Source organism: Hymenobacter armeniacus, assembly GCF_014699055.1.
Lineage (GTDB): Bacteria > Bacteroidota > Bacteroidia > Cytophagales > Hymenobacteraceae > Hymenobacter > Hymenobacter armeniacus.
Window position 1 is genome coordinate 287,946 of sequence record NZ_JACXAC010000005.1, and the last position, 24,066, is coordinate 312,011.

Genomic DNA, 24,066 nt, shown 5'->3' on the forward strand with positions numbered 1-24,066 from the left:
AGCGGCGTGGACTCTGCGAGCCCGCGCCCACCCGCGCGGCCCAATAAATTCCCATCAATGCCCGGACTCGCAAAGTCCAGGCTACCATCCTCATGAACCAACGCCTCGCTCACGTCACCCTCCTCGTCCGCAACTACGACGAAGCCATTGCCTTCTACACGCAGGTGCTGGGTTTTAGGCTGGAATCTGACCTGGACATGGGCGAGGGCAAGCGCTGGGTGGTGGTGGCGCCACCCGGTACGGGCGGTTGTGGTCTGCTGTTGGCCGAGGCCAAAACCGAAGCCGAAAAGAGGGCCGTGGGCCAGCAAGGGGCTGGCCGGGTGTGGCTCTTTCTGCACACCGACGACTTCTGGCGCGACTACCCCATCATGCAAGCGCGGGGCCTCCATTTTCTGGAAACCCCGCGCAGCGAAGTGTACGGGCACGTGGCCGTGTTTAAAGACCTCTACGGCAACAAGTGGGACCTGCTGCAGCCATTAGGCTAAGCACCGGGCACAGCCGCTACTGGCCTATCATGACGCGGCGCATGCCGGTTTTTTCGTAGGCCGTGCAGTGCACGATGTAGGAGCCGGCCGGTAGCTGGCTCACGTTGAGCACGGCCGGAATCTGACCGTTCATCATCGTGTGGGTGATGACGGGGCGGCCGCCGGCGTCGGTCACTTCCACGCGGGTGGGGCCGGGGTTGTCGGTTTTGACGGTGAGCTTGCCGGCCGCCGACTCTGCCTTCACCTTGATGGCGTTTGGGTTGGCGGCAGGGGTCTCGGGAGCGGGGGCAATGAGGCCCGGCGCGGGCGTGGCCGCCGGAGCAGCCGCGGCGACGGGCGCCGCCACGGCGCCGTTGGGTAAAATGGCTTCTTCTTTGGCGGCGGAGGCGGAGGCAGCAGCCGGGGCTTGCGCGCGGGCAGCCCCGAAACCCAGCGTGCTGGCGAGCACAAATAGTAATAACTTTTTCATAAGTAGGATAAGAGCAGGATGGAGTAAAACGGCTACGGTAAAGCTAAGCAATTCTGGGGCCGCTTTAGCAGGAAGCCGTTTTTGCCGGGGCGTGGCCGCGGCGGCCGATGCAGGATTTACGAAACTTTATTTGCGTTCGGCTTGCACCACTCTCAAAAATTGCCTTACCTTTGTCGCTCCAATTACCAATCGGGGTGTAGCGTAGCCTGGTATCGCGCCAGCATGGGGTGCTGGAGGTCGTAGGTTCGAATCCTGCCACTCCGACGGAAGAGCAGCCGCTCAAACAGCCTCCGAACTTTCGGGTTCGGGGGCTTTTTTCGGCCGCAAATTGGAAAACAGAAAACAGGCCGCCCCATCGGCCTGCTTTCGGGGTGTAGCGCAGCCCGGTAGCGCGCGTCGTTCGGGACGACGAGGCCGTAGGTTCGAATCCTGCCACCCCGACTCGAAAACAAACTGAAAAGGCCCGCTGAACAGACGTTCGGCGGGCCTTTTGGCTTTTGGGCGCGAGCCGACCCGTGCTAGCCTTTATATCGGCTGGTCGAGCCGTAGCGGCGGCCAATCCCGCGCCGGCGCGGCTTGTCGCCGTTGCGGGTGAGCAGGAAGACGCCGCCGCCCACCACGGCGGCGAAGGTGGCCAGCTTCACAATCATCCCCTTTTTGTCGTGCTTCCACTCGGCGGGATAGCCCTTCTCGGCCCAAATGTTGGGCAGCGTGCCGTGGGCCAGGTCGTCGATGATGCCTTCCACCACGTTCACCTTATCGGCCATGAGCAGGGGCAGCCAGTGCAGGTACTGGTTTTCGCTGTACTTGAAGGCGAAGCGACGAATCATGCCGCTCAGGCCGGAGGGCGGCACCGAGTTGCCCACCACGGCCGTGTAGTCGGGCCGCTCAATGGAGTGCAGCACCTCTCGGTCGAGCACCTGTTGGGTGGGCCGCACCCAGGAGCGGCCGTCGTGCTCCTCGCCGGTCCGGTGGCGGTTGGGGTAGGTGGGTTCGTTTTCGGGGTCGGCGTCGATGCCCCAGCCGGGGATGTGGGCGAAGTCTTCTGCGGTCTTTTTCATGATGGGCGGCATTAGGCGTTAGCAGTGGGGGGAATGAGGACCGGCTTGATGCAGTTGTCGAGCTTGGCCGAGAAAATGCGGTAGCCGTCGGCCACGTCTTCCAACGGGATGCGGTGCGTAATCAGCTCGCTGGGCTTGAGGATGCCGTTCATGACGTGGTCAATCAGGCGGGGCAGGTGGCGCTTTACCGAGGCCTGGTTGGCCCGGATGGTGAGGCCTTTATTCAGCACGTTGCCGATGGGCACAAGGTTGTCGGTGGGGCCATATACCCCCACGATGGAGATGACGCCGCCCTTGCGCACCGAGTTGATGGCCCAGTGCAGCGCCGTGGCCGAACCGGCCTGCAGCAGCAGTTTGCGCCCGGTGATGGTTTGCATGGTATTGCCGGCGGCTTCGGCCCCCACGGCGTCGATGCAGGCGTCGGGGCCAATCCAGTCGGTTTGCTTCTTGAGGAACATGACCGGGTCTTCCATGTCGGTTTCGAAGTTGTAGGCTTCGCACTTGGCGAAATTCTGGGCAAATTCCAGCCGGTAGTCTTCTTTGTCGAGGATGATGACGCGGCCCGCGCCAAACAGCCAGCAGCAGCGCGCTGCCATGATGCCCACCGGGCCCGCGCCAAACACGACCACCGTGTCGCCGGGCTGAATGCCGGCCATTTCGGCGGCCTGGTAGCCGGTCGGGGTGATGTCGGTGAGCAGCACGGCATCGTCGAGGCTCATGCCCGCCGGAATGACCGTGGGGCCGAAATTGGCGTAGGGCACCCGCGCGTACTCGGCCTGGCCACCGTTGTGGCCGCCCCCGGTGTGCGCATAGCCCAGGAAGCCGCCCACGGCCGTGGCCTCGGAATTGGATTCGTGGCAGTTGCCGAACATGCCCTGCTTGCAGAAAATGCAGCGCCCGCAGGCAATGTTGAACGGCACCAGCACCCGGTCGCCCACTTTCACATTGGTTACTTCGGAACCAACTTCCACGATTTCGCCCACGAATTCGTGCCCAAACGTCATGCCGACGCGGGTGTCAGGGACGTTGCCGTTGTAGAGGTGCAGGTCGGACCCGCAGATGCACGTGCGCAGCACCTTCACAATGGCATCCTCGGGATGCAAGATGGTGGGCATGGGCTTTTGAACGGCGCGGACCCTTTTGGGGCCTCTGAAATCCATTGCTAACATAGCGAAAAGGGTTAAGTGTGGAAAGGATGTGAATTGCTGGCTTTGCCTGGAGATTAGTCTCTTATTCAAAGCGTCGCAAGGCCTGCTGGCTGTACTGCCTGGGGAGGGCAGGGTTTCTGTTTGGCGGAATAAGGCCTTGGATTTCAGTACTAGTTCGAGCGATACGTACGGGCGTCTCCGTCTTAATACGGAGGGTGCGCTATGGCCCGGCTACTGAGAAAGAAGCACCGCTACCTTTACGGCTTCACCAGTTTTCTACCTTTTTCACATGAAAAAAATTGGACTTCTCGCGTTGGCGCTCGCCAGCGTGCAAGCGGCACAGGGGCAAAGTATTGCGGCCGGTACCGTGTCTTTGGGCGGCAACATTGGCTACAGCCGGACTGCCAACAAGCAGAGTGCGACCTACAACCAGCGGAGCGGTGGCGGTAACTATACTTACTCCAGCGAAAGCACAACCAGCCAGTTTAATCTGGCGCTGTCGGGCGGCTACTTCGTGGCTGACAACCTGGCCGTGGGACTGAGCGTGGCCTATATCGCGGCCAGCACCATCTACAAAAACACTTCTTCGACGTCGCCGCAGCCCATCAACTTGCCCGACTTGTCGCCAAATACCAACACGCGGGTGGGAGCTTTCGGCCAATACTATAAGATGTTTGGCGAGCAGTTTGGCCTGGTGGGCACGCTGGGCGCCGGCTACCAGCATACCAAGAACAACACCTACGACAACGGTGGCAGCGGCGCTCCGGTGGCCGTGAGCTACGTGGGCAACGGCTATTATGCGGACCTGACCCCCGGCATCGTGTTCTTTCCCATTCCGAAGCTGGGCATCAGCGCGTCCATTGGCTCGCTTGGCTTCTCGCACCTCAGCTTCGACCAGCCCGAATACCCTAATAGCAACGTTACCAAGCCGTCGAGCTACGAAAGCACCCTCAGCACCTTCGGCGCCAACTTTGGCCTCAACCAACTGCAGTTTGGCGGCACGTACTACCTCGGCCGTTAGGCCATGTCAGAAGTGATGCTACTTCTGCAAGCGAGGGCCCCTGACCATGTTCGGTCAGGGGCTTTTTTGTTAGCTAAAAACCTCGGTGTGGTCAATAAACGAGGCTGCCCATTACTTCACGCCCACCCACACCTCAGAGGCATCATCGGCCCCGAAGCGTTCCAGGTAGAAGTCGCCGCGCTGGGTGAGCTTCTGGGTTTTCACGGCTTCGAGGGCCGCGGGGTAGAGCTTGTTGGGGGCCAGCAGGTAGCTCACGCCCTGCAGGCGCGCGGCCACCACGCGCTGCCCGGCGGGCACCACGCGGTAGCGAAAGCCGGCGGGCAACGGCTGGGTGGTGTCGGCCAGGGCCAGCCCAATGAAGGCCCGGATGGTGTCGCGGGCCGTCTCGGGGTCGTTGAGGTACAGGTTGGCCAAGTCGCCGTGCAGGCGCGTCTGGGCGTCTTTGGCCCGGCGGAAAAGGCGGCCAAAGGCGTCGCCCGTCACCACGCCGTGGTAGGGCTGGCCGGCCAGGTACAGCGGCGCGGTCGTGGTTTCGAGGGCAACTTTGGGCGAGCGGGCGCCGCCCAGGTACACGTACACGCCGGCCGCGCCAACGGTGAGCAGGATGATGGCCAAAAAGAGGTAGCGGGTCATTTCTGGGGAGTAAGCATTAGCCGTTGACCACGTATTGCATGCGGTAGAGTTGGGCGTAGTAGCCGCCCTCCAGGCGCAGCAATTCCTCGTGGGTGCCGGTTTCCTTGATTTCGCCCTTGTCGAGCACGATGATTTTGTCGGCTTTCTGGATGGTGCTCAGGCGGTGGGCAATGACGAGCGAAGTGCGGCCCTGCATCAGCTTTTCGATGGCCTGCTGAATGAGCTCTTCGGTCTCGGAATCGACCGACGACGTGGCTTCGTCGAGCACGATGATGTGCGGCTGGTACACCATGGCCCGCACAAAGCTGATGAGCTGGCGCTGGCCCACCGAGAGCGTAGCGCCGCGCTCCATTACGGGGTAGCCGAGCCCTTCGGGCAGGCGCTCGATGAAGCGGCGGGCGCCCACGAGGTCGGCCGCTTCCCAGATTTGCGCATCGGTGATGGTTTTGTTGCCCAGCGTGATGTTGTCGCGGATGCTGCCGGCGAACAAGAACACATCTTGCAGCACCACGCCGATTTGGCGGCGTAGCAGGCTGAGGTCGTACTCGCGCAGGTCGCGGCCGTCGATGCAGATGCTGCCTTCCTGAATGTCGTAGAAACGGCTCAGCAGGTTGATGATGCTGGTTTTGCCCGCGCCGGTGGCGCCCACGAAGGCAATGGTCTGGCCGGGCTTCACGTGGAAGCTGATGTCCTTGAGCACCCAGTCGGGCTCGTTGTAGGCAAATTTGACGTGCTTGAATTCCACGTCGCCCCGCAGCTCGGCGGGGGCGAAGGTGCCGCTGGGGGCCACCAGCTCCTGATTGTCGAGCAATTTGAGCAGGCGCTCGGTGCTCACCAGGCCCAGCTGCAGGGTATTGAACCGGTCGGCAATCTGACGGATGGGGCGGAAAAACAGCGCGTTGTACATGATGAAGGCGATGAGCGCGCCCTTCGAGATGGAGCCCTCAATCTGGCCTTGCGCCGCGTACCACACCAGCAGGCCCACGCCGATGGCGCCCAGTACCTCGGCCACCGGGAAATAAATGCTGTAGTAGAGCACCGAGCGAATGTTGGCCTCGGTGTGCTCCTTGTTGATGGCGGCAAACTTGCGGTACTCGCGCTCCTCGTTGTTGAAAATCTGCACCACGTTCATGCCCGTGAGGTGTTCCTGCACGAAGCTGTTGAGCTTGGCCACGGCCGTGCGCACGTCCTGAAACGAGCCCTTGATTTTTTCCTTGAACACGTAGGTGCTGAACAGCAGCGGCGGAATGACGGACAAGCTCACCAGCGTGAGCCGCCAGTCTATCCAAAACATGAAGGCCATGATGAAAAGCAGTTGCAGAATGTCGCCCACCATGGCCGCAAGACCCTCGCTGAACACGTCGGACAGGGTTTCCACGTCGGAGATGTTGCGCGTCACGAGCACGCCGATGGGCGTCTGGTCGAAGAACTTGAGCTTGAGGCTGAGCAGGTGGCGGTAGAGGTCGGTGCGGATGTCGCGCACGATGTACTGGCCCAGCCAGCCGCCGTAGTAAGTCTGCAAATAGCTCACGCCGGCGTGGGCCACCAGCAGCACCAGCAGCAGCAGAAACATAAAGTTCAGCCCCTTCATGTCGCCTTGCTCGATGCTGACATCGACCATGCGCTGAATGAGAAAGGGCCGCAGCGTGCCCAGCACGGCCGTGGCCACGGTGAGCACGATGAGGCCAACGAACACGCGCCGGTAGGGACGCACGTAGCCGAGCAGGCGGCGCAGCACGGCCCAGTCGAAGACCTGGCCGGTTTTGGTGGCGGAAGTGGTGGGGTCCATAAGTGGGGCAAAGGTCGGGAGTAAACCGCGGCCAACCCGAAAGAGTTACCCCCGGTTTCGCCGTGCTCCCGAATGCCGCCCAACCCCGGCCTACCGCACGATTTCGACCCAGCCCTTCAGCTGACTGCTGCCATCGGCAGTACCGAGCAGGTAATAATAGATGCCGGCCGGCAGCCCGGCGCCGTCCCACTCGTTGTGGTAGGCAGGACTGTTGAACACAGGCTGGCCCCAGCGGGAAAAGATTTGCAGCCGCCCCAGGCAGCCCCCGATGCGAGGCGCAAACACGTCGTTCTGCCCGTCGCCATTGGGCGTGATGACGTTGGGCAGCACAGCCGGCTGCACTTCCAGAAGCGGCAGGGCCACCTGGCGGGGGCAGGGACCCGGCCCCGTGCCGCCCGCCAGCGACGCCTGCGGCTGGTAGCGGCCGGCCGCATAAATGTGCTCCACCACTGCGCCGCGGCCCGGGGCGCTGCCGTCGCCAAAGTCCCACTGCACCTGCGCCGCCGCCGGCCCCGTAGCTTCAAAGCGCACCAAGCGCGGCGCCAGGGCATTGCCCGAGCAGTCGATTGCCGACCACCGCGCCGCAAATGTGGGCTGCGCCGGCACCGTGACGCGGTAGGGAGCCGTGCCGCAGCCGTCGGGCAGGGTGTAGGTGAGCACGCTGGTACCCGGCGTGAGCTGCGGAGTGAAGACGCCGGCTGCCGTCACGTTCGGGCCCGTCCAGGTGCCGCCCGCGGGCGTGGCGCGCAGTCGAAATGGCGCGGGGTCGAGGCACAGCACCGTGTCGGCGGGCAGGCGGATGGGGGCCAGTAGCGTCACCTCGGCCACGGTGGTGACTACTTGGGTGCAGGTCAGAAACGGCAGCGTGTAGGTGAGCACGTGGCGCCCCGGCCCGGCCAGCGTCGGGTTGAAGCGGTTGCCCACCACGCCGGGGCCGCCAAACGTGCCGCCGGGTGGCTGGGCCGTGAGCACCACGCCGTGGGGTGGCGCCGCGGCGCAAAAACTTATCGGCGCCAGCGAATCGAGCACGGCCGCGGGGAAAGCCAGCACCTGCACCTGCAGCCGCCCCGAAGCCGGGCACAGCGAGGGATTGGTAGAGGCAGTGGTGGCATAAATCAGCGTTTGGAGGCCCACCAGGGCCACGCTGGGTGTGAAGCTGTAGCCGCTGGTCGGCGAGCCCGTCACGCCCGGCCCGCTCCAAATGCCACCGGCTGGGAAGGCGCTCAGCACCTGTGGCCCGGCCGTGGGGCACACGGTGGTGTTGGGAATGCTCAACTGCACGACGCCCGCTTGCAGGGTCACGGTGCGGGTGGCCCGGGCCGGGCAGCTGGCCGTATCGAGCACCGCGCCCGTGTACACCAGCGCGCGGCTACCGGTCAGGGTGGGGCTGGGCGTGAAAAAGAAACCCGTGGCCAGCGAGCCCGTCACGCCGGGCCCGCTCCAAGTGCCGCCCGCGGGCGAGCCGCCGCGCAGCCGAAAGGCGGCTGACGTGGTGCACAGCACCGTGTCGGCCGGCACCTGCACCGCGCCGCTCACCGGCTTCACCCGCACGTACAGCGTGTCGCGGATGGGCGCGCAGAACTGCGTGCCGCTGAATACATACACCAGCCGGTGCGTGCCAATCAGGGCCGGGCTGGGGGTGAATACGTAGACACCGAGGTTGTTCACGCTTACGCCATCGCCCATCCAGCTGCCGCCAGGCGGCAGCCCGCCTAGGGCGTAAGGTGGGTCGTTGGCGCATAGCACCACCGGCGGGCCCAGGTCGACGTAGCGCAGCCCAAATACGGTGAACGTGACCGACGCCACCGACGGGCAGCGTCCGCCCGACGCCGTGCCCGGCAGCACGTAGCGTACCTGGTGCTGGCCAGGCCCCGCTGCCACGGGGTCGAAAGCAAAGGGAGCGGTGCTCGTCACGCCCACGCCCACAAAAGTGCCGCCCGCCGGCGTGGCCGCCAGCCGAATCAGGGGCGGCGGCGGGCCCTGCGGCTGCAGGCATATGGTGGTGTCGCGGGTTGCCATGCGGGCCAGGGCTTGCGGCAGCACGGTGATGCGCCGGGTGTTGGTGACCGTGCCCGTGCCCGCGCAGGTGCCCGCAAGCGGACTCGTGTACGTCAGCACGAACGTGCCCAGCCGGGCCGTGTCGGGCGTAAACCGGTAGCCCGTTGCCACCGAGCCCGTCACGCCCGTTCCTGTCCAGACGCCGCCCGCCGGCGAACCGCCCAGCATCACGGGCCCAGACCGGGCACATACCGTGAGGGAGTCGGTTCCGGCCGGGTTGGTGCCAGCCGTCAGGTCAAATCGGAAGGCTGCGTTGTTGCAATGGGCCGAGCCGTTGGTGGGCGAGTAGGTGTGCGCGCCGGCCGGAATGGGCAGGCCGGCACCGGTGCCCTGATTGCACGCGCACACGGCCTGGTAAAGGGAGCCCTGCGCATCGAAGCGCGACAGTCCGCCGTCGACGTGGTCGTCGGCCGAGGTGCCGAAAAAGGTGGCGTATTCCAACACCCGCGCCTCGTCGGAAAGCTGCATCAGGTAGAAATCCATGCCATCGGTGGTGGCCTGCAGGGCGTTGGAAGTCACTTCGAGGCCCGCGGTGGAACCGTTGTTGGGGTCGAGCCCGCCGCCCCAGCCCGCCACAAACAGGCGGCCGTAGCAGTCCACCTCAAACGCCGTGGGCGAGATGTCGGGCACGGCCCGGCCGCTGCCAAACACCGTGGCAAACCCCGCCGTGCGCAGGTCGGGCGCCAGCTGCTGAATGAACTGGTGGCCCCGTGGGTTGCCGTACACCCCGTTGCTCAGGCCCGGCCAGTTGTTGGTAAGCGTTTGCCCCAGCACGTACACCTGCCCGCCCGCCGTGCGCCGCACGAAGTAGGCTTGGTCCAGAGCCGTACTGCCCAGGTAGGTGCTCTGGATGAGGCTTCCGGTGCCCGACAGGCGCGCCACGAAGCCATCCACCACGCCCCCAAAGCTGGGCCGGTAGCCATTCGCCGTGCCCCCAAAGTTGGCGCTGGTGGTGCCGCCGGCCACCAGCAGGCCGCCGCTGTCTTCGCGCTGCATGGAGTAGGCCGCGTCGGCGCCCGAGCCGCCCAGCAGCGTGGTCCAGCGCACCTGGCTCAGGCTGGAATCGAGGCTGGTGACGAGGCCATCGGTGAGGCCCCCGCGAAACGTGGCACCGGCGGCCAGCCCCGGAAAATCGGCCGAGGCCGTGGTGCTGGCCACGAACACGTTGCCCTGCGCATCCACGGCCAGGTCGCCCCGGAAAGCGTCGCCGTAGTTGTAGCGCAGGTTGGGCGCCGGCGTTTGCGGGTCGAGCAGGCCGTCATTGCCCGTGCCGCCCAGGTACGTGCTGGCCCGCAGCCGGCCGCCGTCGGCGCTCAACCGGCTGATAATTAAGTCAGAGCCATTGGGTAGCACAAAGGCCGAGCTGCTGCCGTAGGGCGCAATGCGGGTGCCGCCCCGAAACGCCGTGCCCGCGGCCTTGCCGGTGGTGGGGTAATTGGTGGAAGACGTAGTGCCCAGCATCAGCAGTTCGCCTCGCCCGTTCACCACCAGGCTGTGCGGAAATTCCAGGTTGTTGCCGCCCAGGTGCGTCGCCCAAGCCCGGGCCCCCGGCCCCGAGGTGGCGGTGTTGAATTTCATGATGGCAATGTCGATGCTGCCGCCAAAACTCGTTTGGTAGGCCCCGGTCGTCACCGGATAGCCGGGCTCGAACACCACGCCGGCCGTGTAGAGGCTGCCCGCCGCATCGTGAGTGGCCGCAAAGCCCCAGTTTTCCACCGTCGAGCCCGTGTAGCTGGCAAACTGCACCACCGGGTCGATGACCAGCAGCCGCCGCCGGTCGTAGGCCCCCAACTTGAAGCCGACCTCGGTACCGCGCAGCTCAAAAGTGCACGCCACGGGCTGGCGCTGGCCGGCGGCATTGGTTTGCCAGGCCCGGGGGCGCAGCTCGGTGAGCGGGCCGGCAGAGGTTTGCACCAGCAAGTTGCCGGTAACTGCGTCGAGGCGCATTGCCTCGGCACCGCGGTAGCGCAGGCGGGCCCGCGCGGGCGCGGCGCCGGGTGCCAGCAGCAGGTCGTATTCCAGCTGGTGGGCGGCGCTTTCGTGCAGCACCAAGTCGGTGCCGGGCCACAGCTCGCGGTAGCGCAGCTGACGGAAGGTGCGCACATCGGCGGCCCAGCGCCTGGGGTCGTTGCCGCGCAGGTAGTGCTGGCGGCCAGCCGCCGGGTTTTCGGCCAGCAGCTTAGCGCCTGCCAGCGGCTGCACAAACTCTACCCGCAAGCCGTGGCTGCGGAGCAATGCGCTGGGCGAAGAGGCCTGCTCGGGGCCAGACTTGGCCGGGACGTGGTCGGGCAGCCCACTCGTGAGGGCGTAGGCAAGACCGTCCGGCTCCACAAAGAGCCAGGCGCCCGTGGCCACGTGCGCCGCGTAGGCCGCCCGCGCATCCCACTGGCCCTTGTTCTCTGTAAATTCCACGGTGGGCGCTGCTTCCTGGGCCCAGGCCGGCCGGAAGAAAAGCACCAGAAGCAACAACAGGGTAAATGTTGAGCGCATAGGCAAACGGAAGGAAAGGAGCAGTGGACCTGCGAGCCGCGCGGAAACGGCGCCCGCATTCTTGGCAGTCTCCTGCAAATTACTCCTAAAGTATTGCCTTTTACCGAATTATTCAGCCTCCGGCACAATCCCGTCCTCGTACTCCACCCGGCTCAGGAACAGGCCCCGCGCCGGCGCCGCCCCGCTGGCGTCGACGCGCCGCTGGGCCCAGAGCAGCTGCTGAAACTCGCGCGGCGTCATCTTGCCCCGGCCCACGTCGAGCAGGGTGCCCACCACCAGCCGCACCATGCCCCGCACAAAGCGGTTGGCCCGAATGCGAAACACCCAGCCGCCCGGCGCCGGGTGCCAGCCGGCGGCCGTGCAGTAGCACACGTAATGGTTTTCGCCGCCCTTCACTTTCGAGAAGGAAGTAAAATCAAACTGGCCCAGCATGTAGCCAGCGGCCTCGTTCATGGCGGCAATGTCCAAGGGCCGGTCCACGTACAGGGCGTGGTCGCGGCGGAACGGGTCGGGGCGCGTCACCACGAAGTACTCGTAGTTGCGCTCCTCGGCCGAGAAGCGGGCGTGCGCCTCATCGGGCACGGGGTGCAGGCGCAGAGCGCCGATGTCGGGCGGCAGGGCGCGGCGCAGGCGGTAGAGCAGCACGTCGAGCGGCATGTTGTCCGGCAGCTCGGCGTCGAAATGGGCTACTTGGTGGCTGGCGTGCACGCCGGTATCGGTGCGGCCGCTGCCCACGCAGTAGGTAGGGCGGCGCAGTATCTGGGTCAGGCAGCGGTCGAGCTCGGCCTGCACGGTGGGCTGGCCGGGCTGAATCTGCCAGCCGCGGTAGTGGGTGCCGTCGTAGGCAAGGTGCAGGAAGTAGCGCATGGGCCGCAAAAGTACAGGCGCGGCCTTTGGCGTTTCTACTCCACCACCACGCGCTTGGCCACGGCGCCCGCGTCCGTGTGCAGCCGCAGGGTGTACACGCCCGGCGCCAGCCCGGCGGTTTCGACGCGGAAGCTGGGGACGGCCACGGCGGGGCGGCGCACTACTTGGCCAAGGGCGTTGAGCAGCTCGGCCTGCGTGCTGCCGAAGCCAGCGGGCAGCTGCACGGTAAAGACGCCGCGGGCCGGGTTGGGGAAGAGCGAAACGTCGGCGGCTACGGGACGGGCAGTGGCCAGCGGCGTGAAAGTGCCGGTGTTGAGCAGGACCGAGACGGTGTTGGCGCTGGGGTTGGTCGTCACGATATCGAGGCGACCATCGCCGTTTACATCACCCAAGGCTATTTTATAAGGATTAGCATCCGTGGTAAAATTGGTTTTGGGCCCAAAGCCGCCACTGGCTAAACTCAACAACACCGCCACTTGGCTGCTGGAAGCGCTACCTGTTACCATATCAAGGCGTCCATCGCCATTCACGTCGCCCAACACCACGCAGTTTGGGTTTGCTCCAACAGGGTAGTCAGTTTTACGGCTAAAGCCGCCACCTGATTGGCCCAGAAGAACCGAAGATGAAGCAAAATCAGAATTAGCCGTCACAATATCGAGGCGGCCATCATTATTCACATCGCCGAGCGTAATGCTTCGGGGATAATAATTGGCTGCATAATTCTGGCTTTGCCAGCCGCCGGCAGCCGTGGCCTGCACCAGAGTGATGGCATCATTTACCCCACTGCCTCCCACTATGTCCAAGCGGCCATCGTTGTTTAAGTCGCCCAAGGCCACGCTGGCAATTGCGCTAGTCATGGCAGTAGTTTTGGGTCCGAAGCCGCCGGTGGCTAAGCCCAGCAGAACCGATGCTGCCCCGGTTGTGCCCCCATTGAAGGCCCTGAAACTGGCCGTCACGATGTCAAGGCGACCGTCATTGTTCATGTCGCCGAGGGCAACCGAGCTGGGAGATGATTCCGTTGGATAGTCGGTTTTAATGCCAAACCCTCCTGCCACTCCCAACAGTACTGAAACCGCATCAGCGCCGCTGTTGGTCATAACAATGTCGAGCCGGCCGTCACCATTCATGTCGCCCAGCGCAAGGCTCTGCGAGTTTGCACCCGTGGAGAAAAGGGTATTGGGGCCAAAGCCGCCACTGGCCAGGCCCGGTAGCACCGACACACCGCTAAGAGTGCCGGAAACAGTGTAGTTGCTGCTCACTACGATGTCGAGCCGGCCGTCGCCAGTCACGTCGCCCAGCGCCACGCTGGCAGGGGAGGTACCCACCGGATAATCGGTTTTGGGCCCGAAGCTCTGTCCCCACGCCGCGGGGACTGCCGCGCCCAGAACCAGCAGCAGCGTGCCGCGCCGCGCCAAACGCCAGCAAGTAGTGGCAAATGGGAAGAGATGATTCATATCAGGTAGTGGGTTGAGGTGGACAAGATGCCGGACAACGGCAGGTTGGAAGGTACTTATAAATCACAACGCACACAAAATGAGTACACAAAAAAGCCCGTATGGCCAAGCGCTATGCTTAGCCATACGGGCCTAATTTCTGCAAATTATTGTAGCCTACAGCTTCTCGTAAATCACGGCCGCGCCCTGGCCCACGCCCACGCACATAGTGGCCAGGCCGTAGCGCATGCCTTCGCCGCGGCGGTGCATCTCGTGCAGCAGCGTGGCCGTGATGCGGGCGCCCGAGCTGCCCAGCGGGTGGCCCAGGGCAATGCTGCCGCCGTTCACGTTCACCTTGGCGGGGTCCAGGCCCAGCTCGCGGATGCAGGCAATGCTTTGGGCCGCGAAGGCTTCGTTTAGCTCAATCAGGTCGATGTCGGCCAGCGTGAGGCCGGCACGCTCCAGCACCTTGCGGGTGGCCGGAATGGGGCCCAGGCCCATCACCGCGGGGTCGACGCCGGCCACGGCCGAGGCCACCACCCGCGCCAGGGGCTTCAGGTTGTAGCGCTGCAGAGCCTCTTCGCTCACCAGCAGCACGGCCGCCGCGCCGTCGTTGATGCCGGCCGAGTTGCCGGCCGTCACGGTGCCGCCCTCGGGCTGAAAGGCGGGCTTGAGGGTGGCTAGCTTCTCCAACGAGGAAAAGCGCGGCTGCTCGTCGGCGTCGAACAGCGCCGTGTCGCCCTTGGGCTGCGGAATGAACACCGGCACAATCTCCTTGCGGAAGCGGCCTTTCTCCAGGGCCCGGGCGTACTTGCGCTGGCTCTCGAAGGCAAACGCGTCCTGCTCTTCACGGGTGATGCCGTACTGCTTGGCCACGTTTTCGGCCGTCTGGCCCATGGCGAAGGGGTAATGCATCTTGCTCAGCTTCGGGTTCACGAAGCGCCAGCCCAGCGTGGTGTCGTGGGCCGTGAGCTCGCGCCCGAAGGCCGACTCCGACTTGGCCATCACAAACGGGGCGCGGGTCATGCTCTCGGCGCCACCCGCTAGGTACACGTCGCCCTCGCCGCACTTAATGGCGCGGGCCGCGTCCATGATGCTTTGCAGGCCGGAGGCGCAGAGGCGGTTCACGGTGTTGCCGGGCACCGTGATGGGCAGGCCGGCCAGCAGCGCCGCCATGCGGGCCACGTTGCGGTTGTCTTCCCCGGCTTGGTTGGCGGCGCCAATGATGACGTCCTCCACGGCATTCTTATCAACGGAAGGGTTGCGGCGCATGAGCTCGCGGAGCACGTGGGCGGCCAAATCGTCGGGGCGGACGCTGCTCAGAGCGCCGGCAAATTTTCCAATCGGGGTACGCACCGCGTCCACGACATAAGCAGTTGGCATTACAGGTAACAATAGCGGCGCAAGCGCCGGATGGGACTAAATTTGCGGCCCCGGCACTCGCCCGGACCTTGTTCAACACTACAACAAAGATGATACAAAGAATCCAAAGCGTGTTTTTACTGTTGCTGGCCCTGGCCATGCTCAGCGTGTTGGCGTTGCCGCTGTGGCACAAAGTCGACGGCCTCACCCACCAGGAGCTCACGCTCACGGCCTTCGGTTTCCAGGCGCAGGGCCTGCAACTGCCCGCCAGCACCGGCCCCGTGTGGCTAATTGGCGCGCTGGCCGCCGCTTCGGCCGCCCTGGCCGGCTACGAGATTTTCCAGTTTAAAAACCGCGCCAAGCAATTGCTGCTGGGCTCGCTCAACCTGCTGCTCATTGTGGCCACGCTGGGCGCCATGTTCTACTTCTCCAACAAAGGCGAGCAGCTGCTCAACCTCAAGCTGGAAGGCCAGTTCCTGGCCGGCTTCTACCTGCCCACGCTGGCGCTGCTGCTCAACCTGCTGGCCAACCGCTTCATCCGCCGCGACGAGCAGCTCGTGCGCAGCATGGACCGTCTGCGCTAATTAGCTTTTAGGCAACAAAAAGGCCGCTGTGGGTTTCACAGCGGCCTTTTTGTTTGCATTGGAAAACGCTTAGCGTTGCGGCACCGTGCCGATGGCCTGCTGCACCTCCTGCACGCTGGCGTCGAAATCGAAGGCGTCGTACACGCGGTAGAAATTCTGCTGGTCGGCCACGTGCGGGTAGGCATATTTGGCAAATTCGACCCGCGACGCCTCGAACTCGAAGGTGCGCAGCAAGCGCTTCAAATCATCGGCCTGAATGCTGCTCTGGGCCAGTGCCTCTTTGGCCGTGCTCAGCTTGCTGGCTTCAAATGGCCGCTGCTTTACCGACTGCATGATGGCATCCACGTCCTGCGCGGGCAGCACGCGGTAGCTGCTGCTGGCGCTGCCGGGGTAGTAACCTCCGCCGCCGTTGTTGGGACCGTTTGGGCCGTTGTTGTAGCCGCCGTTGGGGTCGTAGCCGTTCGGGTAGTTATTGCCGCCGTTGGGGTAGTTGTTGCCGCTGCCATTGCCGTAGCCGTTGGGGTCGTAGGGCGTGGGGCTGTTGTAGGCGCCATTGCCGCCGTAGCCAGGGCCGTAGTAGCCGCCGTTGTTGTAGCCGTGCCCGCCGCCGTAGCCGCCGGGGCCATACAGTGCCACCGCGCCCACTTGCCGCAGGTCGAGGGGCCGGCCGGGCCGCGCTATCAGCACAAACGAGGTTTCGAGGCCGGGCTGCAGCCACACGCGGCTGCGGAAGCGCACCACCCGGCCGTAGCCGGCGGGCAGCGTGAAGTCGGCCCAGTGCTGGCCGGGGGCCAGCCGGTCGACGTGCACCTGCCGGGCGCCGCCGCGCGTCACCAGGCGGCCGTCCAGCACCAAGTCGAAGGGCACGCCGCGCTCCGAGGCAAAGTTGACGTTGGCCGGCGCGGGCGGATAGGCCAGGGTAGGAGCCACCGCCGAAAAGAAGCTGGCAATGGCGAGGAGTAGGAGCTTTTTCATGGCGTTTGCAGAAAAGAGTCCGCTGTGAAATCGGCGGGTATTTTCGCTATTTTCAAAAGGTGTGCCATGTTTCCTGCGCTTGCTCCGCTCCATAGTTCTCCCATCCGCCTCAACGCAAAAAGCCCCCACAACTAAGGCTGCGGGGGCTTTTTTATGCAAACGAAACGCGGAGTTTACTTCGCTATTCGCGTCACCTTGAACTCGGTGCGGCGGTTGCGCTGGTATTCGGCTTCGGTCTTGGCATTCGGCACTACCGGGCGGGTTTCGCCGTAGCCTTTGGCCGTGATGCGCGACTTGGCGATGCCTTTGCTCACGATGTACGCCACGGCGGCTTCAGCACGCTGCTGCGAGAGCTTCATGTTGTAAGCGTCCTTGCCGCGCGAGTCGGTGTGGGAGCTCAGCTCGATGCTGATTTTGGGGTTGTCCACCAGCGTCTGCACCAGGGTGTCGAGGCGGATGGCGGCATCCGGACGGATGTTGTACTTGTTGTAATCGTAGAAAATGTCCTTAACCTCGATGGCTTTGGCCAGAATGATTTTGTTCAGAGTCAGGGTCACCGGCAGCTGAACGTCGTTCGTGAGGTTGGGCAGGGCATCCTGGCTGGGCTTGCGGCCCACGGTGCTCAGCGAAGTGCGGGCGGTGAAATCACCGGCGCGCTCGGCGCGGAAGGTGTAATTGCTCACCGAGTCCAGCTTCACGCTGAATTTGCCGGCGGCGTCGCTGGTCACGGTCTGCGGCTGGCCGTTGGGGCCCGTGATGGTCACGGTAGCGCCGGCCACGGGCAGGGTGGTGTTGGCTTTGTCGTCGCGCTCCAGCACGGTGCCGTCGGCGTAGAAGGTCACCAGCTTGAGCGGCTTCTTCTTGAACATGTACTCGTCGTCCGAACCCTTGCCACCGGCGCGGTTCGAGCTGAACAGGCCCATGTCATTGGCCATCGGCACCGGGGCGAAGTCGTCGCCGGTGCTGTTCACGTCGGCGCCGAGGTTAACGGCCTGGCCGCCTTTCACCATGAACAAGTCGAGCTTGCCCAGGCCGGGGCGTCCGTCCGACGCGAAGTACAGTGTGCCGTCGGGGGCCACGCCGGGGAAGTTGTCGTTGCCGGCGGTGTTGATGCTTTCGCCGAGGTTTTCAGCCGGCGAGAAGCGGCCGTTCGGGCCGAGGGTGGCTTTGTAGAGGTCGTTGCCGCCCTGGCCGCCCTTGCGGCTCGAAGCAAAGTACAGCGTGGTGCCGTCGGGCGCGAACGCCGGCGAGAAGTCGTCGGCCGTGCGGTCGTTGATGTTGGCGAGCACGGGCTCGCTCCAGGTGCCGGCTTTGTTGTAGGAAATCCAGAGGTCAACGCTCAGGTAGCCTTTCTTGCTGCCGTCGTTCGAGCGCGCAAACACCACCGTTTTGCCGTCGGGGGTGAAGGTGGCGCTGGCCTCGTGCTTGTTGTCGGAATTGAAGGGGCCTTCCAGTTTGCGCACGCTGCCGCCGGTCATGGTGGCGGCGTTGTCGAACTTGATGGCGTAGAGGTCGTTGAAATTTTCGCCGTTGCCGAGGTACTTCTTACCGTCGCGGCCCGACGTGAACACGAAGTCACCGCCCGAGCCCATCATCGTGCCGCCAAAGTCCGAACCCGCCGAGTTGAGCGCGTCCACCGGCATCACATCGTACTTATTTTTCACCCCCGCCACGGCTTTGCTGGCGGCGGCGTTCTTGGCTTCGGTTTCGGCGCGGGCGGCCAGGGTGCGGTTGCCGCCGCTGCTGGCGTAGCTGCTGAACTGGGCCGCGGCCTCGTCGTATTTGCCGTTGGCGCGCAGGGCTTCGGCGTAGCGGAAGCCGGCGTCGGCGTTTTTCACCCCACCGTCGAGGGCAGCTTTGTAGAAGGGCTCGGCCAGCTCCACCCGGTTCGACAGGCGGTAAGCTTCGCCGATGCGGAAATTCGAGATGGCCGCATTCTTGCCTTTGGCCACATCGGCCTGGTACAGCGGAATCGCCAGCTCGTACTGACCGCGGGCAAACTGCTTGTCGCCCTTACTCATGGCGCCGCTGCTGGCACAGCTGTTTAGCAATGCCGTAGAACCAGCCGCAGCGCAGATTAATACTAGTTTCCTCATAGGTGGTGTGGTGGAGGGGTGGTGAGGGAGAAGGAGCCGGAAAATTTTCCCGACTAGGCATTTTTGGGTTAGCAATAATACTACGTTTAGGTAGGATTCGCGCAAGACGCTGATTTTTTTCTTCCTAACCAAAGTAGCGGGCCAGCCAGGTTTGGCTCGCCGGGCGGGGCCAGCTAGTGCCCAGCTCTCCCTTTGTGGCCACCGTGTTGTCGAAGTAAAAAGTGTCGGGGCCCACCGTGCCGGCGGCCACCGCCGCCTTTATCTCGTTGTGCTTTAATAAATAAATCTCACCATCCTGCATGAATGCCATTCGGGATTTGTCGAGCAGCTCAATGCCGAGCTCTTGTTCGAGCTGCGCCACGAAGCGCACCGAGGCATCGATGGAGCAGCCGCTGGCGCCGGCCACGCCTTCGTCGAGGCCGATGACCAAAAACTGCTGGTGCAGCACTTCCGCCGAGGCCAACAGGCTACGGCCGTGGCTGGTCCATTCTTCCGAAAAGCGGGCCAGGTGAGGCAATAAGGCCACCGTTTCGGGCCCCGAAAGCGGCCGACTGGCTTGGTAAATCCATACTCGTGCCGAAGGCGGCAACTGGTCGAAGGAGACGTACATAGGGGGCGCGGAGTGAGCGGGCAGCAAGAGGGCCGCCCCGCGTTGCCAAAGGTATCAGGCAAACGAACGAGCGGCCCACTTTTGTGCCTATTACCCCGCGCAAAAACGACGGCAGCTGCGAAAAACTACGCGTTAATGCCTTCGGCCGAAGCCACCAGCTCGGCCAGGTCGAACACCTGCACGGCGTTTTCCTGCTCCTTGTTCTTCACGCCGTCGCTCATCATGGTCATGCAGAAGGGGCAGCTCACGGCAATGATGCTGCCTTGCAGGCTGTGCTGGCTGGGCGCGTCGGTTTCAGTTTCGACGCCGCCCAGGTTCTGCAGGGCCGCGGCCGCGCCGCTGAGCGTGGCCAGGGCTTCCTCGGTGCGCTCGATGTTGATGTCCTTTTTGCCGGGCTCGGGCTCTTTCCACATCTGGGCGCCGCCGGCACCGCAGCACAGGCCGTTGGCCCGGCTGCGCTTCATCTCCACGAGGTCGGCGTCGAGGGCGGCCAGCACCTCGCGCGGGGCTTCGTAGATGTTGTTGGCGCGGCCCAGGTAGCAGCTGTCGTGGAAGGTGATGCGGCGGCCCTTGAAGCTTTCGCCGCCCGTCACGCCCACTTTGCCCTCGTTGATGAGCTGCTGCAGGTACGTGCTGTGGTGAATGACCTCGTAATCGCCGCCCAGCGCGGGGTATTCGTTTTTAATGGTGTTGAAGCAGTGCGGGCAAGCCGTCACGATTTTCTTGATGCCGTAGCCGTTCATCGTCGTGATGTTCTGCATGGCCTGCATCTGAAACAGGAACTCGTTGCCGGCGCGCTTGGCGGGGTCGCCGGTGCAGCTTTCTTCCAGGCCCAGCACGGCGTATTTCACGCCCACGTGGTCGAGGATGCGCACGAAGGCGCGGGTCACGCGCTTGTACCGGTCGTCGAACGCGCCGGCGCAGCCCACCCAGAACAGGATTTCGGGCGACTCGTTGCGGGCCGCCAAATCGGCCATGACGGGAACGGTGATTTGCTTTTTAGCGGAGGCTTCGGGAGACGTGGGGGACATGGGAAAGTGCTTAAGAAGAACGTCATGCTGAGCGAAGCCGAAGCATCTCTCCCGCGCAACTATCTATTTCTAATAAGTTGATTTACTTACACGGTAGAGATGCTTCGGCTTCGCGGACGCAAGATGAAGCAGGACCGTGCTTTTTGCTGCTGACTAAGCTACCGCAGCCTTCGCCGGCTTCTCGGCGGCAAACAAGTCATCGGCCCAGTTGAACCGGTCCGACGGCGAGAAGGCCCACGGCGCACCGTTGTTTTCGATGTTGGAGAACATGACGTTGAGCGAGTTCGGCGCGGCCGACTCTTCCAGCACCAAGAAGCGGCGCATCTCGATAATGCTTTCCAGCGGGTTGATGTTCACGGGGCAGCTTTCCACGCAGGCGTTGCAGGTGGTGCAGGCCCAGAGCTCCTCGGGCGTCACTTTGCCGCGCAGCAGGGTGGCCTCCATCAGGTCGGTCACGGGCTCGTGCTTGGCTTCGGCACCGTATTGGTTGGGCCGGAAAATGAGCGGCGACTCGTATTTCTCCTCCATGCGGTCGCGCGTGTCCATGATGATTTTGCGCGGCGAGAGCAGCTTGCCCGTCAGGTTGGCGGGGCATACGGAGGTGCAGCGGCCGCACTCCGTGCAGGAGTAGGCGTTCATCAGGTTGGTCCAGGGCAGGTCTTCCACGTCCTTGGCGCCGAAGGAGGTGGGCGCCAGGGCCGAGCCGTCGGGTGCAGTGGGGGCGGGCGGCACCACGTAGCTGGGGTCCATCATGGCCTTCACCTCGTGGGTGATGCTTTCCACGTTCGAAAACTGGCCCTGCGGCACCAGCCGCGAGTACCACACGTTCGGGAACGAAATGATGATGTGGAAGTGCTTGGAGCTAGGTAGATAGTTGAGAAATAGGAAGATGCCCGTAATGTGCGCCCACCAGCCGATGCGCTCCAGCACGTGCAGCGTGCCGGCATCAGATGGGAGCAGCCCGACCAGCAGGCTGCTGATGGGGAAGGTGCCGGGCATTTCCTCGCCCAGCATCTGGTGCATTTTGAGGTCTGCGGTGTTCATGAAGAACAGGGCCACCATCAGGATGACTTCGATGTAGAGAATGACGTTGGCGTCGAGCTTGGGCCAGGCGCGCAGCTCCACGCCGGTGAAGCGCTTCACGGGCTGGCTGCGGTTGCGGCGCCACCAGAAGGCGGCCACGGCGAGTATCACCAGCGCGGCCAGGATTTCGTTGGTGGCCATCAGCACGTCATACATCGGGCCGAGGAACTTGAGGGAGCGGTGGAAGCCGAAAATGTTGCCAAACAGGCCGTCGATGACGATTTCAATCACCTCGATGTTAATCACCAGAAAACCGACGTACACCACTAGGTGGAGCAGGGCGGGGGTGAGGCGCTTGAACATTTTCTGCTGCCCGAAGGCCACCAGCATCATTTTGCGGAACCGCTCGGCGGGGTGGCCGCTCATGTCGCGCTCGCGCCCGACGTGGATATTGGCCCAGATTTTTCGCACTTGCCAGGCAAACAGGCCGAATGCTGCCACCAGCAGCAGCAGGAAGAGGATGGATTGCAACATGCGGGTAAAGGTAAGGAGACGGGAACGTTTGCGGCCGCAAGATAGTCGGCATGCCGACTACTTTTTAGCGGGCGGGCGGGGCGCCAATACTTTTTTTACTCATTTTCTTGCGCCATTGTTTTGGATTCGTACCTTTGCGGTCCCCAAAGCGCCTTCCGGAGCAGTGGGGAAACGGCAACATAGCTCAGTTGGTAGAGCACAGCACTGAAAATGCTGGTGTCGTTGGTTCGATTCCAACTGTTGCCACGAAAAAGGCCTCTAGCATTGTGCTGGAGGCCTTTTTGCTTGGGCTTGGGCCGATGATTAGCGTGGTGGATGAGCTGCTCCTTGCCAGCCGCCCAGTTTGAATGATGGAGTGGCTTAAACGCCAAGCGGCCCCTAGACCTGGCCCTGTCAGGTATCGGCTGTGGCGGGCCGTTGCCGGGCAGGACAGCACAGGAGAATTGGCGTTTAAGCGGCTTCTACCTTGGCCTGCCACGCCGGTGACTCCGCCGGGCGGCTATTCCCACCCACCATGCTTCTCCGCTCTTTGTTGGTCAGTGCCTGCGCGCCGGCCCTGTTGCTGCTTGCTGCGCCTGCTCACGCGCAGGTAAAAACCAACGACACCACCACGCCGCTGCACCTGCTCAAACCCGACTACCCCGTGCCCTACGGCCAGACCAAAGCCGAGGACGTGAAGCTGGTGCTCGACCGCGTGTACGCTTACCTCAACGCCGCCACGCCCGCCGAGCTGGTCGATAAAAAGACCAACGCGCCCATCACCGACCGCCGGAAATTCAACCCTGACGCCATCATCAAGCCCGGCGACTTCCGCCTCACCAGCTACGAGTGGGGTGTGACCTACGCCGGCATGCTGCGCGCCTCCGAAACCACCGGCGACCCCAAATTCGCGGCCTACACCCGCAGCCGCCTCGCCTTTCTGGGCGAGCTGGTGCCCTACTTCCAGGCCTACCAAACCCAGCACCCCGAAGTGGCCACGCCCGTGCGCTCGGTGCTGCAGCCGCACGCCCTGGACGATGCCGGCGCCATCTGTGCGGCCATGATAAAAACCCAGCGCCTCGACCCCAAAGCAAACCTGCGGCCGATGATTGACAACTTCGTCAAGTACATCATGACCAAGGAATTCCGCCTGCCCGATGGCACGCTGGCCCGCAACCGCCCCCAGCCCAACACCCTCTGGCTCGACGACCTGTTTATGAGCATCCCGGCCCTGGCCCAGATGGGCAAGCTCACCGGCGAGGCCCGCTACTACGACGAGGCCGTGAAGCAACTCACGCAGTTTGCCCCGCGCATGTTCGACCGGCAAAAGGGCCTCTACATGCACGGCTGGGTGCAGGGCATGGCCGAGCACCCCGAGTTCCACTGGGCCCGCGCCAACGGCTGGGCCATCCTCACCACCGTGGAACTGCTCGACGTGCTGCCCGCCGACCACCCCGGCCGCCCGGCCGTGCTGGAGCTGCTCCGCGCCCACGCCCGCGGCCTGGCCGCCCAGCAAAGCGGCTCCGGCTTCTGGCACCAGCTCCTCGACCGCCCCGACAGCTACCTCGAAACCTCGGCCACGGCCATCTACGCCTACGCCATCGCCCACGCCGTGAACCAGGGCTGGCTGGATGCCCAGGCCTACGGCCCCATGGCCCTGCTGGCCTGGAACGCCGTGAGCACCAAAGTTAACAAGCAGGGCCAGGTCGAAGGCACCTGCGTGGGCACCGGCATGGGCTTCGACCCCGCCTTCTACTACTACCGCCCCGTGAACGTGTACGCCGCCCACGGCTACGGCCCCGTGCTGCTGGCCGGCGCCGAAATCACCCAGTTGCTCAAGCAGCACCCGTATGGCATCAACGACAGCTCGGTGCAGATTGTGAAGTAGGCGGCGAAGGTTGTAGATGATGGGCAGACTGTTCGGCCATAAGCGAAGCAAACAATTAATCTCATTGGCTTCCGTTGGCCACTCATAGAAGAGAACCTTATGGAATCTGTCTCCTCAGAACAAACAATAAGCCCGTACGAGCCAACTGGGCGTAGAATCAGCATTTGGCTGTGGATTTTGGCTTCCTGTTCGGCAGGTTACGCGCTAGCATGCACAGGCTTTTATTTCCAGTATTACGTCACATACGGCTTCTTTCCTCATCCCGACTCACAGCCCGAAGCCACACAAGTTAATTTTCCTCTGCTTAACGGCGCAATCGTATTGCTGCTACTGGCTCAATTTATTACTGTACCCTTGTCTTTAGTTGTTTTAGGGTATGCACGCAGCAGAAAGACTAGGTTGAGTATTCTTGTTCGTCTGTACATCTGGACCGCTTTGGGAGCCGCTTTTATTGCTACCTATGGCGGTTTTCTGGACTGGTTCTTTGATTAACTGTAGTAATCAGTTTTGTTGATATGGGCATGTTTTAG

General features: G+C 63.5%; 19 protein-coding genes and 3 tRNA genes. 8 read left to right on the top strand and 14 right to left on the bottom strand.

The genetic code is table 11. From position 1 onward, the window contains the following. Window positions 1-92: 92 nt before the first annotated feature. Window positions 93-485 (top strand): VOC family protein, encoded by a 393-nt coding sequence (locus IC234_RS15930; RefSeq protein WP_190926489.1) that lies wholly within the window; start codon window positions 93-95, stop codon window positions 483-485. A gap of 16 nt (window positions 486-501) precedes the next feature. On the opposite strand, the gene IC234_RS15935 is transcribed toward IC234_RS15930, so the two are convergent. Next, window positions 502-954, bottom strand: coding sequence for a T9SS type A sorting domain-containing protein (locus IC234_RS15935; RefSeq protein ID WP_190926491.1), 453 nt, complete (start codon window positions 952-954; stop codon window positions 502-504). A gap of 190 nt (window positions 955-1,144) precedes the next feature. Here IC234_RS15935 and IC234_RS15940 point away from each other — a divergent pair. Beyond that, a tRNA-Pro gene (locus IC234_RS15940) sits at window positions 1,145-1,218 on the top strand. A gap of 103 nt (window positions 1,219-1,321) precedes the next feature. After that, a tRNA-Pro gene (locus IC234_RS15945) sits at window positions 1,322-1,395 on the top strand. 77 nt (window positions 1,396-1,472) lie between these two features. Here the strand turns inward: IC234_RS15945 and IC234_RS15950 are convergent. Both IC234_RS15950 and IC234_RS15955 read right to left on the bottom strand, forming a co-directional pair. Further along, window positions 1,473-2,015 (bottom strand): hypothetical protein, encoded by a 543-nt coding sequence (locus IC234_RS15950; protein WP_223827718.1) that lies wholly within the window; start codon window positions 2,013-2,015, stop codon window positions 1,473-1,475. An 11-nt stretch (window positions 2,016-2,026) separates the two neighbouring features. Beyond that, on the bottom strand, window positions 2,027-3,184 hold the full coding sequence (locus tag IC234_RS15955) for a zinc-dependent alcohol dehydrogenase (protein WP_190926493.1): 1,158 nt from the start codon (window positions 3,182-3,184) through the stop codon (window positions 2,027-2,029). 268 nt (window positions 3,185-3,452) lie between these two features. Here IC234_RS15955 and IC234_RS15960 point away from each other — a divergent pair, with 268 nt between their 5' ends. Then, window positions 3,453-4,184, top strand: coding sequence for a hypothetical protein (locus IC234_RS15960; protein ID WP_190926495.1), 732 nt, complete (start codon window positions 3,453-3,455; stop codon window positions 4,182-4,184). Window positions 4,185-4,295: 111 nt separating this feature from the next. Here the strand turns inward: IC234_RS15960 and IC234_RS15965 are convergent, their stop codons facing one another. The 6 genes from IC234_RS15965 to IC234_RS15990 form a co-directional block, all read right to left on the bottom strand. Then, on the bottom strand, window positions 4,296-4,817 hold the full coding sequence (locus IC234_RS15965; RefSeq protein ID WP_190926497.1) for a GyrI-like domain-containing protein: 522 nt from the start codon (window positions 4,815-4,817) through the stop codon (window positions 4,296-4,298). A 16-nt stretch (window positions 4,818-4,833) separates the two neighbouring features. Further along, complete coding sequence (locus IC234_RS15970) at window positions 4,834-6,606, bottom strand: ABC transporter ATP-binding protein (RefSeq protein ID WP_190926499.1); 1,773 nt, start codon at window positions 6,604-6,606, stop codon at window positions 4,834-4,836. A 90-nt stretch (window positions 6,607-6,696) separates the two neighbouring features. Beyond that, on the bottom strand, window positions 6,697-11,154 hold the full coding sequence (locus IC234_RS15975) for a gliding motility-associated C-terminal domain-containing protein (protein WP_190926501.1): 4,458 nt from the start codon (window positions 11,152-11,154) through the stop codon (window positions 6,697-6,699). 108 nt (window positions 11,155-11,262) lie between these two features. Then, a complete protein-coding gene (gene truA, locus IC234_RS15980) occupies window positions 11,263-12,021 on the bottom strand; it encodes a tRNA pseudouridine(38-40) synthase TruA (protein ID WP_190926503.1) in 759 nt (252 codons plus the stop codon). A 35-nt stretch (window positions 12,022-12,056) separates the two neighbouring features. After that, window positions 12,057-13,475 (bottom strand): T9SS type A sorting domain-containing protein, encoded by a 1,419-nt coding sequence (locus IC234_RS15985; protein WP_190926506.1) that lies wholly within the window; start codon window positions 13,473-13,475, stop codon window positions 12,057-12,059. 156 nt (window positions 13,476-13,631) lie between these two features. Next, on the bottom strand, window positions 13,632-14,837 hold the full coding sequence (locus IC234_RS15990) for a thiolase family protein (RefSeq protein WP_190926509.1): 1,206 nt from the start codon (window positions 14,835-14,837) through the stop codon (window positions 13,632-13,634). 89 nt (window positions 14,838-14,926) lie between these two features. On the opposite strand from IC234_RS15990, the gene IC234_RS15995 reads away from it, so the two are divergent. Next, window positions 14,927-15,400, top strand: coding sequence for a DUF4293 family protein (locus tag IC234_RS15995; protein WP_190926511.1), 474 nt, complete (start codon window positions 14,927-14,929; stop codon window positions 15,398-15,400). Window positions 15,401-15,469: 69 nt separating this feature from the next. Here the strand turns inward: IC234_RS15995 and IC234_RS16000 are convergent, their stop codons facing one another. The 5 genes from IC234_RS16000 to IC234_RS16020 form a co-directional block, all read right to left on the bottom strand. After that, the gene (locus IC234_RS16000) at window positions 15,470-16,375 is read right to left on the bottom strand and encodes a DUF4476 domain-containing protein (RefSeq protein ID WP_190926513.1); all 906 of its coding nucleotides are present in this window, start codon (window positions 16,373-16,375) and stop codon (window positions 15,470-15,472) included. Between the two features lie 173 nt (window positions 16,376-16,548). After that, window positions 16,549-18,396: an OmpA family protein gene (locus IC234_RS16005; RefSeq protein WP_223827719.1), complete on the bottom strand. Its 1,848-nt coding sequence runs from the start codon at window positions 18,394-18,396 to the stop codon at window positions 16,549-16,551. A 199-nt stretch (window positions 18,397-18,595) separates the two neighbouring features. Then, a complete protein-coding gene (locus IC234_RS16010) occupies window positions 18,596-19,081 on the bottom strand; it encodes a hypothetical protein (RefSeq protein ID WP_190926516.1) in 486 nt (161 codons plus the stop codon). A gap of 125 nt (window positions 19,082-19,206) precedes the next feature. Then, complete coding sequence (locus tag IC234_RS16015) at window positions 19,207-20,058, bottom strand: (Fe-S)-binding protein (protein WP_190927139.1); 852 nt, start codon at window positions 20,056-20,058, stop codon at window positions 19,207-19,209. Window positions 20,059-20,265: 207 nt separating this feature from the next. After that, window positions 20,266-21,669: a 4Fe-4S dicluster domain-containing protein gene (locus IC234_RS16020; RefSeq protein WP_190926518.1), complete on the bottom strand. Its 1,404-nt coding sequence runs from the start codon at window positions 21,667-21,669 to the stop codon at window positions 20,266-20,268. A gap of 173 nt (window positions 21,670-21,842) precedes the next feature. On the opposite strand from IC234_RS16020, the gene IC234_RS16025 reads away from it, so the two are divergent. From IC234_RS16025 to IC234_RS16035, 3 genes are all read left to right on the top strand, one after another. Beyond that, window positions 21,843-21,915: transfer RNA gene (locus IC234_RS16025), tRNA-Phe, on the top strand. 268 nt (window positions 21,916-22,183) lie between these two features. Beyond that, window positions 22,184-23,536 carry a glycoside hydrolase family 88/105 protein gene (locus IC234_RS16030; protein ID WP_190926520.1) on the top strand — a complete coding sequence of 451 codons (1,353 nt, stop codon included), beginning with the start codon at window positions 22,184-22,186 and terminating at the stop codon, window positions 23,534-23,536. Between the two features lie 99 nt (window positions 23,537-23,635). Then, a complete protein-coding gene (locus IC234_RS16035; RefSeq protein WP_190926522.1) occupies window positions 23,636-24,028 on the top strand; it encodes a hypothetical protein in 393 nt (130 codons plus the stop codon). Window positions 24,029-24,066: the final 38 nt, after the last annotated feature.

Excerpts from the sequence above, each read along its gene's own strand:
- IC234_RS15930 (WP_190926489.1), top strand. The coding sequence starts at position 93 with ATGAACCAACGCCTCGCTCACGTCACCCTCCTCGTCCGCAACTACGAC.
- IC234_RS15935 (WP_190926491.1), bottom strand. The coding sequence starts at position 954 with ATGAAAAAGTTATTACTATTTGTGCTCGCCAGCACGCTGGGTTTCGGG.
- IC234_RS15950 (WP_223827718.1), bottom strand. The coding sequence starts at position 2,015 with ATGAAAAAGACCGCAGAAGACTTCGCCCACATCCCCGGCTGGGGCATC.
- IC234_RS15955 (WP_190926493.1), bottom strand. The coding sequence starts at position 3,184 with ATGTTAGCAATGGATTTCAGAGGCCCCAAAAGGGTCCGCGCCGTTCAA.
- IC234_RS15960 (WP_190926495.1), top strand. The coding sequence starts at position 3,453 with ATGAAAAAAATTGGACTTCTCGCGTTGGCGCTCGCCAGCGTGCAAGCG.
- IC234_RS15965 (WP_190926497.1), bottom strand. The coding sequence starts at position 4,817 with ATGACCCGCTACCTCTTTTTGGCCATCATCCTGCTCACCGTTGGCGCG.
- IC234_RS15970 (WP_190926499.1), bottom strand. The coding sequence starts at position 6,606 with ATGGACCCCACCACTTCCGCCACCAAAACCGGCCAGGTCTTCGACTGG.
- IC234_RS15975 (WP_190926501.1), bottom strand. The coding sequence starts at position 11,154 with ATGCGCTCAACATTTACCCTGTTGTTGCTTCTGGTGCTTTTCTTCCGG.
- truA (WP_190926503.1), bottom strand. The coding sequence starts at position 12,021 with ATGCGCTACTTCCTGCACCTTGCCTACGACGGCACCCACTACCGCGGC.
- IC234_RS15985 (WP_190926506.1), bottom strand. The coding sequence starts at position 13,475 with ATGAATCATCTCTTCCCATTTGCCACTACTTGCTGGCGTTTGGCGCGG.
- IC234_RS15990 (WP_190926509.1), bottom strand. The coding sequence starts at position 14,837 with ATGCCAACTGCTTATGTCGTGGACGCGGTGCGTACCCCGATTGGAAAA.
- IC234_RS15995 (WP_190926511.1), top strand. The coding sequence starts at position 14,927 with ATGATACAAAGAATCCAAAGCGTGTTTTTACTGTTGCTGGCCCTGGCC.
- IC234_RS16000 (WP_190926513.1), bottom strand. The coding sequence starts at position 16,375 with ATGAAAAAGCTCCTACTCCTCGCCATTGCCAGCTTCTTTTCGGCGGTG.
- IC234_RS16005 (WP_223827719.1), bottom strand. The coding sequence starts at position 18,396 with ATGAGTAAGGGCGACAAGCAGTTTGCCCGCGGTCAGTACGAGCTGGCG.
- IC234_RS16010 (WP_190926516.1), bottom strand. The coding sequence starts at position 19,081 with ATGTACGTCTCCTTCGACCAGTTGCCGCCTTCGGCACGAGTATGGATT.
- IC234_RS16015 (WP_190927139.1), bottom strand. The coding sequence starts at position 20,058 with ATGGCCGATTTGGCGGCCCGCAACGAGTCGCCCGAAATCCTGTTCTGG.
- IC234_RS16020 (WP_190926518.1), bottom strand. The coding sequence starts at position 21,669 with ATGTTGCAATCCATCCTCTTCCTGCTGCTGCTGGTGGCAGCATTCGGC.
- IC234_RS16030 (WP_190926520.1), top strand. The coding sequence starts at position 22,184 with ATGCTTCTCCGCTCTTTGTTGGTCAGTGCCTGCGCGCCGGCCCTGTTG.
- IC234_RS16035 (WP_190926522.1), top strand. The coding sequence starts at position 23,636 with ATGGAATCTGTCTCCTCAGAACAAACAATAAGCCCGTACGAGCCAACT.